We start from the raw sequence: 14,589 nt of genomic DNA, 5'->3' as shown, positions 1-14,589 counted from the left end.
CATGCCGTTGCTTTCCGTGGACGAACTGACCATCACCTTCAGCGGGCGCGGCAGCCGCGACGTGCAGGCCGTGGCCGGTGTCTCCTTCGACGTCGACCAGGGCCAGGTCGTGGGCCTCGTCGGGGAGTCCGGCTGCGGCAAGTCCGTGACGTCGCTGGCGCTCATGGGCCTGCTGCCGAGCCGAGGCGTGACGATCGGCGGCCGCGCCGACTACGACGGCACCGACCTGCTGAGCCTGTCCACCGCCCGGATGCGGGACCTGCGCGGCTCGCAGCTGGCGATGATCTTCCAGGACCCGCTGTCCTCCCTGAACCCGGTCGTCCCCATCGGCGTCCAGGTGACGGAGATCCTCAAGCGGCACCGGGGGATGAAGGGGGAGGCCGCCCGCAAGGAGGCCGCCCACCTGCTCGACCGCGTCGGCATCCCCGACCCCACCCGGCGGCTGAAGGAGTACCCGCACCAGCTGTCCGGCGGTATGCGGCAGCGCGCGCTCATCGCGATGGCCGTGGCCTGTGCGCCCCGGCTGCTCATCGCCGACGAGCCGACGACCGCCCTCGACGTCACCATCCAGGCGCAGATCCTGGAGCTGCTCAAGGAGCTGGTGGACGAGGAGGGCACCGCCCTGCTGATGATCACCCACGACCTGGGCGTCGTCGCCGGTCTGTGCGACCAGGTCAACGTGCTGTACGCGGGCAAGGTCGTCGAGTCGGCGGCGCGGCGCCCGCTGTTCGCCGCACCGACCCACCCCTACGCGCACGGGCTGCTCGGCTCGATCCCCCGGCTGGACGCCCCGCGCGGCGAACCGCTGCGGCCCATCCGCGGCTCCATCAACGACCGCATCGACTGGGCGGACGGCTGCGCCTTCGCCCCGCGCTGCGACTCCTACACGATGGAGTGCCTCACCGGCACCCCGCAGTTGACGGAGCCGCACACCCCGGGGCACCAGGCCCGGTGCGTGAACCCGGTGACGCACGACGACCACGGGGATCGCGGGACCCCCGGGAACACAGTCGACCTGGAGAAGACGGAGGCCGGCTCATGAGCCTGCTCGAACTCGACGACGTCAAGGTCCACTTCCCCGTCAAGCGGGGCGTCTTCTTCGACCGGACCGTCGGACACGTCTACGCCGTCGACGGGGTGTCGTTGTCGGTGGAGGCCGGCCAGACCTACGGTCTGGTGGGCGAGTCCGGCTGCGGGAAGACGACGCTGGGCCGCGCGGTCCTGCGGCTGGTGGACATCACCTCGGGCGGCGTCGTCTTCGACGGCACCGACCTGGCCGCGCTGCCGGGCGAGGAGATGCGCCGGGCGCGTCGGCGGCTCCAGATGGTCTTCCAGGACCCGCTGGGCAGCCTCGACCCCCGGCAGAACATCGAGTCGATCCTCACCGAGGGCATGACCGCGCACGGTATCGGCGCGGACGCCGGGGAGCGCAGGAAGCGCATCCTGGACATCCTCGCCAAGGTCGGCCTGCCCGCGAACGCGCTCTCCCGCTACCCGCACGAGTTCTCCGGCGGCCAGCGGCAGCGCATCGGGATCGCCCGTGCGCTGGTGCTGGAACCGGACGTCATCATCTGCGACGAGCCGGTCTCCGCACTGGACGTCTCGATCCAGGCGCAGGTGCTGAACCTGCTGGAGGAGCTCCAGGAGTCGATGGGCCTGACCTACCTGGTCATCGCCCACGACCTGGCCGTCGTCCGGCACATCTCGGACGTCATCGGCGTGATGTACCTGGGCTCGCTGGTGGAGGAGGCGCCCAGCGACCTGCTGTACGCCGAGCCCCGCCATCCCTACACCCGCGCCCTGATGTCGGCCGTCCCGGTGCCGGACCCCGTGGTGGAGGACGGCCGTGAGCGCATCCTGCTGACCGGCGACCTGCCCTCCCCGGCCAATCCCCCCACGGGCTGTCGTTTCCACACGCGCTGCCCGTGGAAGCAGGAGACGCTGTGCGCCACGGAACGGCCGACGCTGCGCGACGTCGGCGACGGCCACCGGGTGGCCTGTCACTACGCCGCCGAGATCGCCGACGGCACGATCACCCGGGCCGGGGAGTCGTCGCCGGAGAAGTCGCCGGAGACGTCGCCGGTGTGACGCGGCCGGGCTCCGGCGGCGGTGGCGTGACGGCCGTCGCCGGACCCGGCCCGCCGGTCAGCCCTGCTCCTGCTCCAGATGGGAGTGGGACCTCGGGAGGCTGAGACCGAAGTACATGGCGGCGATGCGCAGGGCCAGGACGACGGCGGCCGAGACGACCGTCGCGGGGCCCTGGCCCACCGACGCCCAGTCCAGCAGCAGGTAGCACAGCGCCCCGGCGAAAGCGGCCGTGGCGTAGACCTCCTCGCGCAGGAGCAGCGGCGGCAGTTCCCCGCACAGGACGTCCCGGACCACCTCGCCGGTGACGCCGGTCAGGACCGCCAGGATCAGCACGGCCAGCGGCGTCACCTCGGACTCCAGGGCGGCCCGCGCGCCGATGACCGTGACGACGGCGAGCCCGACGGCGTCCACGAGCAGCAGGGTGCGGTGCGGCAGGCTGCGGAAGCGCAGGTAGACCATGGTGACCACGCCGACGGACGCGATGACGGTGAGCAGTACCCAGTCCTGCGTCCAGTACAGCGGATCGCGGCCGAGGATGAGGTCGCGCAGGGTGCCGCCGGAGACACCGGCGGCGAAGGCGAGGACCAGCCCGCCGAAGGGGTCCATGTTCGCGCGGTGGGCCGCGAGGACCCCGCTGGCCGCGAAGGCGGCGACACCCACCAGGTAGAGCACGTGGAGCATGGGGACGATGATCCCACCCCTGAACCTACCTGGTGGTAATAAAAGCTTGTACGGTCCCGGTATGACACAGGCACTGCACGACGGGCGGGCCGCCGCATCGCCGCCCGCCACGCTCGGGAACAGCGAGTTCGACCGCGACACGCAGGTGCGCCGTCGCGCCGGCGACCACCGCGGGCTCTACGACGCCGACCTCTCGGCGGGCTGGGCGATCGGGGAGGCCGTCAACGGCGGCTACCTGCTGGCCCTCACCGCCCGCGCCCTCGGGGACGCCCTCGCGCAGCCGGACCCGTTCACCGTCACCGCGCACTACCTGACCGCCAGCCGCCCCGGCCCCGCCGTCATCCGCACCGACCCGGCGCCGCCGGGCCGTACCCTCGCCGCCGGGTCCGCCACGCTCCTCCAGCGCGCCGACGACGGCACCGAGACCGAGCGCATCCGCGTCCTGGCCACCTACGGGGACCTGGACCGCCTCACCGACGAGGTCCGCACCAGCGCGGAGCCGCCGCCGATGCCGCCCGCCGCCCAGTGCCTCAGCGCGCGGGACGACCCCCACCACGACCCCGCCACGGCGCCCCCCATCGCCGCCCGGCTCGACCTGCGCGTCGACCCCGCGACCGTGGGCTGGGCCGTCGGCGCCCCGAGCGGACGCGGCGAGATGCGCGCCTGGTTCGCCCTGGCCGACGGCCGCGACCTCGACCCGCTGGCGCTCCTCCTCGCCGTCGACGCGCTGCCGCCGACCGCGTTCGAGCTGGGCATCACGGGGTGGGTGCCGACGGTGGAGCTCACCGCGCACATCCGCTGCCGGCCGGCGCCCGGACCCGTCCGCGTGGCGATCACCACCCGCAACCTCGCGGGCGGCTTCCTGGAGGAGGACGCCGAGGTGTGGGACAGCGCGGACCGGCTCGTCGCCCAGTCCCGGCAGCTGGCGCGGGTCCTGAAGCGGTGACCCGGTGAGCCGCGCTCAGCCCCCGGCGCGGGCGGCCCGCGTCGTCGTCGCGATCGTCGCGGAACCGACGACGCGGGTGCCGTCGTAGAGCACGACGGCCTGCCCCGGCGCCACGCCGCGCACCGGTGTCGCGAAGGTGACGCGCAGCTCGCCGTCGGCCGTCTCCGCCGTCACCGGCGTCTCAGCCCCGTGCGCCCGCAACTGCGCGGTGTAGGCGCCCGGACCGGCCGGGGGCGTCCCGCACCAGCGGGGCCGGATCGCGGTCAGCTCCGTGACGTCGAGCGCCTCGGCGGGGCCGACGGTCACCGTGTTGTCCACCGGCGAGATGTCCAGCACGTAGCGGGGCTTGCCGTCCGGCGCCGGGTGGCCGAGCCGCAGCCCCTTGCGCTGCCCGACGGTGTAGCCGTACGCCCCGGTGTGGGAGCCGACCCGCTGCCCGTCCTCGTCGACGATGTCGCCCTCGGCGGTGCCCAGGTGCCGCGCCAGGAAGCCCTGCGTGTCGCCGTCGGCGATGAAGCAGATGTCGTGGCTGTCCGGCTTCTTCGCCACCGCCAGCCCCCGGCGCTCGGCCTCGGCCCGGATCTCCTCCTTGGTCGCCCGGGTGTCGCCGAGGGGGAACATGGCGTGCGCGAGCTGCCGCTCGTCCAGCACCCCGAGGACGTAGGACTGGTCCTTGGCGGCGTCGCTCGCGCGGTGCAGCTCGCGGTGCCCGTCGGCGCCCACCACGACCGTCGCGTAGTGGCCGGTGCAGACGGCGTCGAAGCCGAGGGCGAGCGCCTTGTCCAGCAGCGCGGCGAACTTGATCTTCTCGTTGCAGCGCAGGCACGGGTTCGGCGTGCGCCCGGCCTCGTACTCGGCGACGAAGTCCTCCACCACGTCGGCCTTGAAGCGCTCCGCCAGGTCCCAGACGTAGAACGGGATGCCGATGACGTCGGCCGCGCGGCGGGCGTCGCGGGAGTCCTCCAGCGTGCAGCAGCCCCGGGCGCCGGTGCGGAACGACTGCGGGTTCGCCGACAGGGCCAGGTGGACGCCCGTGACGTCGTGCCCCGCCTCGGCCGCGCGGGCGGCCGCCACGGCGGAGTCGACCCCGCCGGACATGGCGGCGAGCACCCGCAGCCGACGGTCGGGGCGCGGGCCGGTGGGGAGGGCAGCGGTGGAGTCAGTCATAGCGCCTCCCAGGGTACGTGCCGCCGCCGACACCCTCCGGCCGTGCTCCCGTGTGGAACCGCGCGCAGGGCCGCGGCGTTGTCGGTACGGGGAGGCCGACGCCAGGACACGCGCCGGGACATGCGCCAGGACACGCGCCCGGACGCGCGTCGGCCCGCACACCGGAACCGGAACGTCACGCAGGACGAGTGCAGTAGGGGGGCCGATGGCCGCACAGCCCGGAGGGCAGCAGGTCGAGCGTCGGCGGAAGGTCAGCCGCAGGGCGCTGCTGACCGGCGGGACGGCCGTCGCGCTCGGCGGTATCGGCTACGGGTTCCGGGAGGACCTGCGCGGTCTGTGGTACCGGGTGCCGGGCAACGTCGTGCCGCGCACCGAGGGTGAGGTGGACTTCCCGGAGGCCGACTGGCTCGCCGCCTCCGGGTCCAACTGGCGGCTCGCCAGCCGCCCGCACGACTTCACGATCGACCGCGTCGTCGTCCACGTCATCCAGGGCAGCTACGCCACCGCGCTGAAGGTCTTCCAGGACCCGGGCCACCAGGCGGCCACGCACTACGTCGTCCGGACGTCGGACGGCCGGGTGACCCAGATGGTCCGCGAGCTGGACGTCGCCTACCACGCGGGCAACCGCGCCTACAACGAGCGCAGCATCGGCATCGAGCACGAGGGGTTCGTCGACCGGCCCGAGGACTTCACGGACGCCATGTACCGGGCCTCGGCGCGGTTGACGGCCGACATCTGCGACCGGTACTCCCTCCCCAAGGACCGCACGCACATCGTCGGGCACAACGAGGTGCCGGGCGCCGACCACACCGATCCCGGTCCGCACTGGGACTGGGAGCGCTACCTGCGCATGGTGCGGGACGCCCGGCCCGTACCGCGGCCGTCCGACGAAGAAGCGGATGCCGGTTAGCGGTTGAGGTCCTCGTCGAACTCGCGGGCGCACTCCTCGATCTTCGCCTGGTCGTTGCCCGCGTCGTTCAGGCACTCCCGGTAGCTGCCGAACTCCTCGGAGTTATAGATCGAGACGCCCGCGATGAGGACGACCACCGAGCCGACCAGACCCAGGGCACCGAGGATGAGGCCGATGAGCCCCATCGGGCCCGCCGCCTCGCCGCTCTTCTTGCGGCGCATGTGGAGAATGCCGAAGATCACCGCCAGCAGTCCGAGCAGCAGACCGCCGATGACGGTCCAGAAGAGCAGGACGCCGATGATGCCCAGCACGAGCGCGGCGATGCCGAAGCCGTTGCGCGGGCTGCGCGGCGGACCGCCGTACCCCTCCGGGCCGCCGTAGCCACCGGGCCCGCCGTAACCGCCCGGGCCGCCGTACCCCGGTGGGCCGCCGCCGGTGCCGCCCGGGCCGCCGTAGCCGGGCGGGGTGCCAGGTGCGCCGGGCGAGCCCGGCGCACCGGAGCCACCGGGCGGACCGTAGGGGTCGTTCGGCTTGTCGTAGGGGCCCTGTCGGCCCATCGGGCCCTCCGGGCGGGGGTCCTGGGGCTCAGGGGTGTTGGACGTCATGCGCTTCCCTTCGGACTGGACAGCGAGCCTGCCTCGACCCGCCTACCCCAGGAGATCACCCCCGTAACGCACCCGGTGGCAGCCCCGGCCCACCGCGCGGCGTCAGCTCAGCCCGGCGGAGCGGGCGCGGGCCACGGCGGGCCCGATGGCCTCCGCCAGCGCGGCGACGTCCGCCGCGGTGGAGGTGTGCCCGAGGGAGAAGCGCAGCGTGCCCCGGGCCAGCTCCGGGTCGGCCCCGGTGGCGAGCACGACATGGCTGGGCTGGGCGATCCCGGCCGTGCAGGCGGAACCGGTCGAGCACTCGATGCCCTGGGCGTCGAGCAGGAGCAGCAGGGAGTCGCCCTCGCAGCCGGGGAAGGCGAAGTGCGCGTTGGCGGGCAGTCGGCCCGCCGGGTCCGGGTCGCCGCCCAGGACGGCGTCGGGCACGGCGGCCCGCACGGCCTCGATCAGCGTGTCCCGCAGGGCGCCCACCTCGCGGGCGAACTCCGCGTGCCGGGCCGCCGCGTGTTCGGCGGCGACCGCGAAGGCGGCGACGGCGGGCACGTCCAGCGTCCCGGAGCGGACGTCGCGCTCCTGCCCGCCGCCGTGCAGCAGCGGCTCCGGGCTCTGGTCGCGGCCCAGCACGAGGGCGCCGATGCCGTAGGGGCCACCGGTCTTGTGGCCGCTGACGGCCATGGCGGCCAGACCCGTCGCGCCGAAGTCGACGGCGGTCTGGCCGAGCGCCTGCACGGCGTCCGCGTGCAGGGGCACGCCCGCCTCGGCGGCCACGGCCGCCAGCTCCGGGACGGGCTGGAGGGTGCCGATCTCGTTGTTGGCCCACATGACGGTGGCGAGGGCCACGTCGTGCGGGTCGCGGGCGAGGGCCTCGCGCAGGGCCTCGGCGTGGACGCGGCCGACGGCGTCGACGGGCAGCCACTCCACGCGGGCGCCCTCGTGGTCGGCCAGCCAGTGCACGGCGTCGAGCACCGCGTGGTGCTCGACGGGGCTGGCCAGCACGCGGGTCCGGCGCGGGTCGGCGGCGCGGCGGGCCCAGAACAGGCCCTTGACGGCCAGGTTGTCGGCCTCCGTGCCGCCCGAGGTGAAGACGATCTCGCTGGGTCGGGCTCCGAGCGCGGCGGCCACCCGCTCTCTGGACTCCTCGACGGTGCGGCGGGCCCGGCGCCCCGCGGCGTGGAGGGAGGAGGCGTTTCCGGTGACGGTGAGCTGCTCAGTCAGCTCCCGTACCGCCTCCGGCAGCATGGGCGTCGTGGCGGCGTGATCGAGGTAGGCCATGGTGCGGCAAGTCTACGGTGGCCCCGTCACCCGTCCGGGGCATGCCACCCCGCTGCCTGGCGGGGCGGTATGCCCCCGGGCGGGTGAGGCGTCAGCGCGTCGGCAGCGGGTGCGCCCGCGCCGCGTCCAGCAGCGGTGCGAAGAGGTCACCGTGCGTCTCGATACGGCCCGGCAGGTCGCCGATCCGCAGCACGAGCGGTTCGCCCTCGCGTCCGGCGGCGACCTCCTCCCAGGTCAGCGGCGTGGAGACGGTCGGTGTGCGGGCGGCGCGCGCGGTGTAGGGAGCGGCGGTGGTCTTGGCCGCGTTGTTCTGGCTGTGGTCGATGAAGACCTTCCCCGGGCGCAGGCTGCGGTCCATGCGGTGCACCGCGAGACCGGTGAGCTCGCGCTCCGCCTCGGCGGCGAGGCGTTTGGCGTAGGCGCTCACCGCGTCGGACGGCGTGGGGCGCAGCGCCGTCATGAGGTGCAGCCCCTTGCCGCCGGACGTCTTGGGCCAGGCCTCCAGGCCGTCGGCGGCGAGCCGCTCGCGCAGCCACGCGGCCACCGCGCAGCACTCGGCGACGGTGGCCGGGGCGCCCGGGTCCAGGTCGAGCACGAGCCGGTCGGCCTGCGCGGGCGCGCCCGCGCGCCACTGCGGCACGTGCAGTTCGGTGACGAGGTTGGCCGCCCACATGAGGGAGGGCAGGTCGTCGATGACGATCTGCCGGCCCGTCGAGCGGCTGGAGCGCGGCACCTCGGCCACCGTCACCCACTCGGGTGTGCCGGGCGGCACGTTCTTGGCGAAGAAGGTCTCGGCGGTGACGCCGTCGGGGTAGCGCAGGAAGCTGACCGGACGTCCGGCGAGGTGGGGGAGGAGGACGTCGGCGCAGGTGGCGTAGTGGTGGAGCAGCTCGCCCTTGGTGGTGCCGTCGGGGTAGAGGACCTTGTCCAGGTTGCTGAGGGCCAGCCGTCGGCCCGCCACGTTCGTCATCGGCGGCATAACCTGATAATCCCATGGAAATCTCATGAAGCACATAAAAGGTACGTGGGACGTCAGAGCGGACGGCGACCGGCGAGGAGTGGTGACGTGCGGTCCATCTGGAAGGGCTCGATCTCGTTCGGCCTCGTCAGCATCCCCATCCAGCTCTACGGGGCGACGGAGAACCACTCCGTCAGCTTCCACCAGGTGCACACCGCGCACGACTGCGGCGGACGCATCCGCTACCGCAAGTTCTGCGAGCTGGAGGAGATCGAGGTCCCGCCGGAGGAGATCGGCAAGGGCTTCAAGGCCGACAGCGGCGAGACCGTCCTCCTCACCGACGAGGACCTCGCCTCCCTCCCGCTGCCCACGGCCAGGACCATCGAGATCCTCTCCTTCATCCCCGTCGAGGAGATCGACCCCATCCAGCTCGACCGCGCCTACTACATGAGCGCCGAGACCACGTCCGCCGCCAAGCCCTACGTGCTGCTGCGGGAGGCGCTGAGCCGCAGCGGGAAGGTGGCCGTCGCGAAGTTCGCGCTGCGCGGCCGCGAATCCCTCGGGCTGCTGCGTGCCCTGGACGACACCCTCGTCCTGCACTCCATGCTCTGGCCCGACGAGGTCCGCTCCGCCGACGGCCTCGCCCCCTCCTCCGACGTCACCGTGCGCGACGCCGAGCTCGACATGGCCGAGACGCTGATGGAGTCCCTCGGCGACCTGGATCGGGAGGACCTGCACGACGAGTACCGGGAAGCGGTGGAGGAACTCGTCGAGGCCAAGCAGGAGGGCCGCGAACCGGCCGAGGCACCCGCCGAACCGCGCGGCGGCCGCGTCATCGACCTGATGGCCGCCCTGGAGAGCAGCGTCGCGGCGGCCCGCGAGGCCCGGGGCGGCGCGGCGGGCACCGTCACCCCGCTCAAGCGCGGGGAGGCCGGGGACGGCGGTGCGAAGCAGCAACCCGGCAAGCAGCCCGGCAAGAAGGCACCGGCCAAGAAGTCGGCGGCCACGAAGGCCCCGGGCGAGAAGAAGGCGGCCGCCAAGCAGCCCGCGAAGAAGTCGGCCAAGAAGCAGCCCGCCAAGAAGGCGACCCGCAAACGCGCCTCCTGACGCAGGCCACGACCGTCGGTCACCCGGGCCTGCGCCCGGCCGGAGCCCGGCCTACGCCTGCCAGAGGAAGACGGCCTCGCCGCACGGCTCGCAGAGGAACCCGTATCCGCAGCCGCCGCCGCCGAAGTTGGCCGCCGTCCGGTGGTCGTGGCCCTCCTCCAGTTGCGCCACCAGCATCATCACGCCCTCGCACTCCGTGCAGCGCGGCGTCTCATCCCCCTGCAACCACTCGGGCTCCCCGCCCAGCCGGCCCAGCACGTCGCGCGGCGACCGGTCCTCGGCCTTGGCCCAGCCCGTCGCGGCGTCGAAGTACGTCGCGGCGTCGACGTCCACGTACGTCACGGCGGAGACCTCACCCAGACCGGTGCGTCCCGACGCCGGGGGAGCGGCGGCCGTCAGCGCTCGCGGGGGCAGCACCAGCGCCCGGTTGCCGCCCGCGCGCGGCGCCCACGAGGCGCATCGTCCCGGCTCGTTGTCGCACAGGAAGACGGCGAAGAGGCCATGGCCCGCCCCCGCGAGGTCCGCCAGCCGGATCTGGGCGAGGAACTGCATCGCGCCCCCGCAGGTCTCGCAGTGCGGCCAGGCGAACCCGGCGGGTGCCAGGGGGACTCCACCGGTGCGGGTACCGGGCGCGTCCGACGCCGCCGTACCGCCGTACGTCATCAACGTGATCACGTCACCAGCGTAGGACCCGGGGCGGGTGACCCCGGTGGGCGCGCTCGGCGCGCCACGGGGCCGGCTCTGCGGTCTTGGCCCGGCGGCGCACCGGTCAGTGCGGCGCCGGGCCGGGCCAGACGGCCGAGGCGTCGTCGCGGTGCGGGGCCGGCAGCCGGATCGGGCGGACGGGGACGGGGCGGACGAGGCCCTCGGTGGCGGCCGTCCAGGGGGCGGGGTGGCCGGAGTAGCACAGGGTGGTGAGGACGAAGACGCCGTCGGCGTAGACCTCGACGTACTCGCCGACGGTGAGGACGCGCAGTGCGGCGGCGGGTTCCGGCAGGAGGACCTCGCCGAGCGGGTCGCCGTCCGGGCCGGTGACCCGGAGGTTCCTGCCGTCGCAGCCGACCGCGAGGGCGGGTCGGCCTCCGTCGGGGGCCTGCGTGCGCAGGGTGATCTCGGTGCGGCCGGAGAGGGCGACGTCACCGACCGCGTGCAGGGAGGCGTGATGCGTCTCCTCACCGAGCCAGGGCTCCAGACCCGGCCACCATTCCAGGCGGGGCGCCGAGTCATCCGGTACCACGAGGGACTTGGGCTGGGCCAGCATGCCGCGGCAGCGGTCGCCGGTGTCGGTGAGACCGACGCGGCGCGGGGTGGTGTGCAGCACGACGCGGGAGCCGTCGGGGGCGGCGACGACGCGCGGGGCGTACGCGCCCGTCGGGCCCAGCGGCCCGCGGCGGGTCCACGGGCCGCGCAGGCGCGGGGCGGTCCACGCCTCGAAGCCCCGGGTGGCGCCGACGGAGCCGAGCAGCAGCCAGCCGCCGTCGTCGAGGCGTTCCAGGACCGGGCACTCCAGTTCGTCGACATCGCCGGGGGAGATGAGTGGCGGGTGGACGGTCCAGCGCTCCAGGTCCTCCGAGGTGGCCCAGGCGACGCAGCCGCCGACCTCGACCGGCAGGGAGGCGTCGGCGGCGCAGACCACCATGACCCAGCCGTCGGACTCGTCGTCGCGTACGACGAAGGGGTCGCGCCAGCCCATGCGGTCGCCCGTGCGGTACCAGCGCGGGTCGGCGTCGGCGACCGGTCCCGTGCCGTGGCGCCGCCAGCCGGTGCCGTCGGCACGGTCGGAGCGCGCCAGACCGACCGACTGCAGGGGCCAGCCGTCCGGGGTCAGTCCGGAGACGGCGGTGTAGAGCATCGCCATGCCGGTGCCGTGCGGGAAGGCGTGCATCGTCCACACCGCCTGCTGGTCGAAGCGGCCCGGCAGGCCGTTGCCGAAGGCCGTGCCCTGCGGCTCCCAGTGGACCAGGTCGGTGGAGGTGGCCCGGCCGTAGGAGGTCTCCATCCGCAGGTGGTCGAACTCGGCCGTCCACGGGCCCTGTAGGTGCAGCACGGTGTAGGTGCCGTCCGCGTGGCGCAGGAGGTCGAAGTCGTTCACGCAGAGGCCGGGCGGCGCGTATCGCATGGACAGTCCTGTCTGCCGACAGCGTCACTCAAGCGCGTGCGCTGTAACGGGGCTGGTGGGCGTTTCTGTTGCGAGTCAGCCGCAGTAAATATGAACGCAAACGCTTGCGCAACCGTGTGGGCGGGTTTACGGTCTCGTCACTCCCCGCACGCCGAGGGGCTCCGGACACCACCGGGCACGCGGCGTGCACCCGATCAAGGAGCGTCCCGTGACGGTCAGCATCACCGATGTCGCCCGGGCAGCCGGGGTCTCGGCGTCCACCGTGTCCCGCGCCCTGCGCGGCCGTCCCGGTGTGTCGGAGGAGATGCGGGCCAGGATCGGCGAGGTCGCCGCCGAACTGGGCTACACCGCGTCGCGATCGGCGTCCAGCCTGGCCAGCGGGCGCACCCTCACCATCGGCGTCGTGGTCCCGTACGTGGGCCGCTGGTTCTTCGGCACCGTGCTGGACTCCGCGGAGAAGGTCTTCAGCGCCGCCGGCTACGACGTCCTGCTGTACAACCTCGGTTCACCGGAGGCCCGCAAGCGCTTCTTCACCAAGCTACCGATCCGCAAGCGGGTCGACGCCGTGCTGTCCCTGCTGATCCCCGACCAGGAGGAGACCGCCGCCCTGCGGTCCCTCGACGTGCCGCTGGCGACCACGGTCGGCGGCGCCCGGCCCGGCTTCACGGTGGTCGGCATCGACGACCGGAGCGGGGCGGAGAGCGCCGTACGGCATCTGGTGAACCTCGGCCACCGGCGGATCGGCATGATCTCCGGGGCCAGCGAACCGCTGCACTGGACCACGCCCCTGGACCGCCGGCAGGGCTACCTGGACGTGCTGGCCGATGCCGGGATCGAGCCGGACCCCACCCTGGAGGCGGACGGCGGCTACACCGTCGAGGGCGGGGAGCGGGCCATGACGGAACTGCTGGCGCTGCGCCATCCGCCGACCGCCGTGTTCGCCCAGTCCGACGAGATGGCGATGGGCGCGCTGCGCGCCCTGCGCCGGCACCGGCTGCGGGTTCCGGAGGACGTGTCCGTCGTCGGTTTCGATGATCACGAGCTGTCCGAGGTGGTCGGGCTGACCACCGTGGCCCAGCCGGTCGCGGCCCAGGGCCGGGAGGCGGCCCGGCTGCTGCTGGCGCGGCTGGAGGAGCCCGACGCCGGGTCGTCGCGCTCCGTCGAGATGCCCATCCGCTTCGTCCTCCGCGAGACCACCGCCCCGCCGCACACCGGCCGGCGGCGGTAGCCACCCCCTCCCCCCACCGTCCGCCGCCGGGGACGTTGTTCCAGCCCCCCCGGCCCCTTTCCACCGTCCGCGCACCCACTCGCACACCCCGCACGGAGGCACCTCCATGATCACCGGTCACAGAAACCACCGTCGTACGGGCCTGACGGCCCTCGCCCTGCTGCCCCTGGTCGCGCTGGCCGCCTGTGGTGGGGGCGGCGGCAGCGACACCTCCGCCGAAGCGGGCAGCGGCACGGGCACCATCAGCGTCTGGGCCCACCAGGGCCAGGCGAGCGAGACGACCGCGCTGCAGGAGGCGGTGAAGTCCTTCAACTCCGCGCAGAGCGACGTCACGGCCGAGCTGAAGCTGATACCCGAGAAGGACTACACGAAGACCATCACCACCACCGACGTCTCCCAGCTGCCGGACGTGCTGGAGTTCGACGGCCCGACGATGGCGAACTTCGTCTACAACGGCAAGCTCGCCCCGGTCGACGGCCACGTCTCCGCCGAGACCCTCGACAACGCCACCGAGGCGATCAAGGCGCAGGGCGAGATCGACGGCAAGCACTACGGGCTGGGCATGTTCGACGCCGGGCTCGGTGTGTACGCCAACACGAAGCTGCTGGACGAGGCCGGCGTGACGTACCCGACGAGCGTGGACGACGCCTGGACGGCCGAGGAGTTCGGCAAGGCGCTCGAGGCGCTGAAGGGCAAGGACCCCGACGGCAAGGTCCTCGACCTGTCGGAGCAGTACGGCCTGGCCTCCGAGTGGGGCACCTTCGGCTTCTCCCCGGTCGTCTGGTCGGCCGGCGGCGGACTGCTGAAGGACGGCAAGGCGGAGGGCACCCTCGACAGCCCGGAGGTCGTCTCCGCGATGAAGACCCTCCAGTCCTGGAAGACGTACGTCGACCCCAACACCGACGGCAACGCCTTCGCCAAGGGCAAGGTCGCGCTGAGCTGGGTCGGCCACTGGAACTACCCCGCCTACAGCGAGGCACTCGGGGACGACCTCGCCGTGCTGCCGCTGCCGGACTTCGGCAACGGACCCAAGACCGGACAGGGTTCGTGGGCCTGGGGCATCGGCGCCGACAGCGAGAACGGCAAGGCCGCCGGCGCCTTCCTGGACTACCTGCTGAACGACGCCAACGTCGGCGCGATGACGGAGGCCAACGGCGCGGTCCCCGCCACCAAGTCCGCCCTCGCCGAGAGCGAGCTGTACAAGGAGGGCGGCCCGCTCCAGCTCTTCGCCGACCAGCTGGCCGCGCCGTGCGGCGACAGCGACATCAGCGCCTCCTGCGTCGCCGTCACCCGTCCGGTGACCGCCGGATACCCCACGGTCACCGCCGAGTTCAGCGCGGCGCTGAACTCGATCTACGGCGGCGCCGACCCCGAGGAGGCCCTGCGGAAGGCCGGGCGCGCCATCGACCGGGACTTCACCGACAACGCCGGCTACGCGATCCCGTAACCCGCAGCACGCATCGGCCCGGGCGGGCCGCCGGTGACCTGGTCAACGCGACGACCCGGCC

Annotated in this window: 14 protein-coding genes; 7 read left to right on the top strand and 7 right to left on the bottom strand. The window is 73.6% G+C overall.

From position 1 onward, the window contains the following. Nucleotide 1 precedes the first annotated feature (1 nt). Together V6D49_RS05860 and V6D49_RS05855 are read left to right on the top strand one after the other, a co-directional pair. Nucleotides 2–1,042 carry an ABC transporter ATP-binding protein gene (locus V6D49_RS05860; RefSeq protein ID WP_340557727.1) on the top strand — a complete coding sequence of 347 codons (1,041 nt, stop codon included), beginning with the start codon at nucleotides 2–4 and terminating at the stop codon, nucleotides 1,040–1,042. After that, on the top strand, nucleotides 1,039–2,088 hold the full coding sequence (locus V6D49_RS05855) for an ABC transporter ATP-binding protein (RefSeq protein WP_340557724.1): 1,050 nt from the start codon (nucleotides 1,039–1,041) through the stop codon (nucleotides 2,086–2,088). Before V6D49_RS05860 ends, V6D49_RS05855 begins: the two co-directional genes overlap by 4 nt. 57 nt (nucleotides 2,089–2,145) lie before the next feature. On the opposite strand, the gene V6D49_RS05850 is transcribed toward V6D49_RS05855, so the two are convergent. Continuing rightward, nucleotides 2,146–2,769 carry a trimeric intracellular cation channel family protein gene (locus V6D49_RS05850; protein ID WP_340557722.1) on the bottom strand — a complete coding sequence of 208 codons (624 nt, stop codon included), beginning with the start codon at nucleotides 2,767–2,769 and terminating at the stop codon, nucleotides 2,146–2,148. 61 nt (nucleotides 2,770–2,830) lie between these two features. Between V6D49_RS05850 and V6D49_RS05845 the strand changes: the two genes are divergently transcribed. After that, entirely contained in the window at nucleotides 2,831–3,715 is an 885-nt protein-coding gene (locus V6D49_RS05845) for a thioesterase family protein (protein WP_340557720.1), read from the top strand. A 15-nt stretch (nucleotides 3,716–3,730) separates the two neighbouring features. On the opposite strand, the gene mnmA is transcribed toward V6D49_RS05845, so the two are convergent. After that, nucleotides 3,731–4,882: a tRNA 2-thiouridine(34) synthase MnmA gene (gene mnmA / locus V6D49_RS05840; protein ID WP_340557718.1), complete on the bottom strand. Its 1,152-nt coding sequence runs from the start codon at nucleotides 4,880–4,882 to the stop codon at nucleotides 3,731–3,733. A gap of 205 nt (nucleotides 4,883–5,087) precedes the next feature. Here mnmA and V6D49_RS05835 point away from each other — a divergent pair, with 205 nt between their 5' ends. Then, nucleotides 5,088–5,792, top strand: coding sequence for an N-acetylmuramoyl-L-alanine amidase (locus V6D49_RS05835; RefSeq protein ID WP_340557716.1), 705 nt, complete (start codon nucleotides 5,088–5,090; stop codon nucleotides 5,790–5,792). Here the strand turns inward: V6D49_RS05835 and V6D49_RS05830 are convergent. The 3 genes from V6D49_RS05830 to ligD form a co-directional block, all read right to left on the bottom strand. Beyond that, a complete protein-coding gene (locus V6D49_RS05830) occupies nucleotides 5,789–6,397 on the bottom strand; it encodes a DUF4190 domain-containing protein (protein ID WP_340557715.1) in 609 nt (202 codons plus the stop codon). The two genes, V6D49_RS05835 and V6D49_RS05830, sit on opposite strands and share 4 nt — an antisense overlap. A gap of 102 nt (nucleotides 6,398–6,499) precedes the next feature. Continuing rightward, complete coding sequence (locus tag V6D49_RS05825; protein ID WP_340557713.1) at nucleotides 6,500–7,669, bottom strand: cysteine desulfurase family protein; 1,170 nt, start codon at nucleotides 7,667–7,669, stop codon at nucleotides 6,500–6,502. A gap of 91 nt (nucleotides 7,670–7,760) precedes the next feature. Further along, nucleotides 7,761–8,648 (bottom strand): non-homologous end-joining DNA ligase, encoded by an 888-nt coding sequence (gene ligD, locus V6D49_RS05820; RefSeq protein ID WP_340557712.1) that lies wholly within the window; start codon nucleotides 8,646–8,648, stop codon nucleotides 7,761–7,763. Nucleotides 8,649–8,735: 87 nt separating this feature from the next. Between ligD and ku the strand changes: the two genes are divergently transcribed. Further along, nucleotides 8,736–9,734, top strand: a complete 999-nt coding sequence (ku, locus tag V6D49_RS05815) for a non-homologous end joining protein Ku (RefSeq protein ID WP_340557711.1) — start codon at nucleotides 8,736–8,738, stop codon at nucleotides 9,732–9,734. A 51-nt stretch (nucleotides 9,735–9,785) separates the two neighbouring features. On the opposite strand, the gene V6D49_RS05810 is transcribed toward ku, so the two are convergent. After that, the gene (locus tag V6D49_RS05810; protein WP_340557709.1) at nucleotides 9,786–10,409 is read right to left on the bottom strand and encodes a hypothetical protein; all 624 of its coding nucleotides are present in this window, start codon (nucleotides 10,407–10,409) and stop codon (nucleotides 9,786–9,788) included. 94 nt (nucleotides 10,410–10,503) lie between these two features. Beyond that, nucleotides 10,504–11,853, bottom strand: coding sequence for a mucin-1 (locus V6D49_RS05805; protein ID WP_340557706.1), 1,350 nt, complete (start codon nucleotides 11,851–11,853; stop codon nucleotides 10,504–10,506). 208 nt (nucleotides 11,854–12,061) lie between these two features. Here V6D49_RS05805 and V6D49_RS05800 point away from each other — a divergent pair, with 208 nt between their 5' ends. Both V6D49_RS05800 and V6D49_RS05795 read left to right on the top strand, forming a co-directional pair. Continuing rightward, nucleotides 12,062–13,081 (top strand): LacI family DNA-binding transcriptional regulator, encoded by a 1,020-nt coding sequence (locus tag V6D49_RS05800; protein WP_340557705.1) that lies wholly within the window; start codon nucleotides 12,062–12,064, stop codon nucleotides 13,079–13,081. A 106-nt stretch (nucleotides 13,082–13,187) separates the two neighbouring features. Beyond that, entirely contained in the window at nucleotides 13,188–14,528 is a 1,341-nt protein-coding gene (locus V6D49_RS05795; RefSeq protein ID WP_340557704.1) for an ABC transporter substrate-binding protein, read from the top strand. The last annotated feature ends 61 nt before the right edge of the window (nucleotides 14,529–14,589 follow it).

It is taken from the genome of Streptomyces sp. GSL17-111 (genome assembly GCF_037911585.1).
GTDB lineage: Bacteria > Actinomycetota > Actinomycetes > Streptomycetales > Streptomycetaceae > Streptomyces.
The sequence above is the reverse complement of the archived record's forward strand: the minus strand, read 5'-3'. Positions and strand labels throughout refer to the sequence as shown.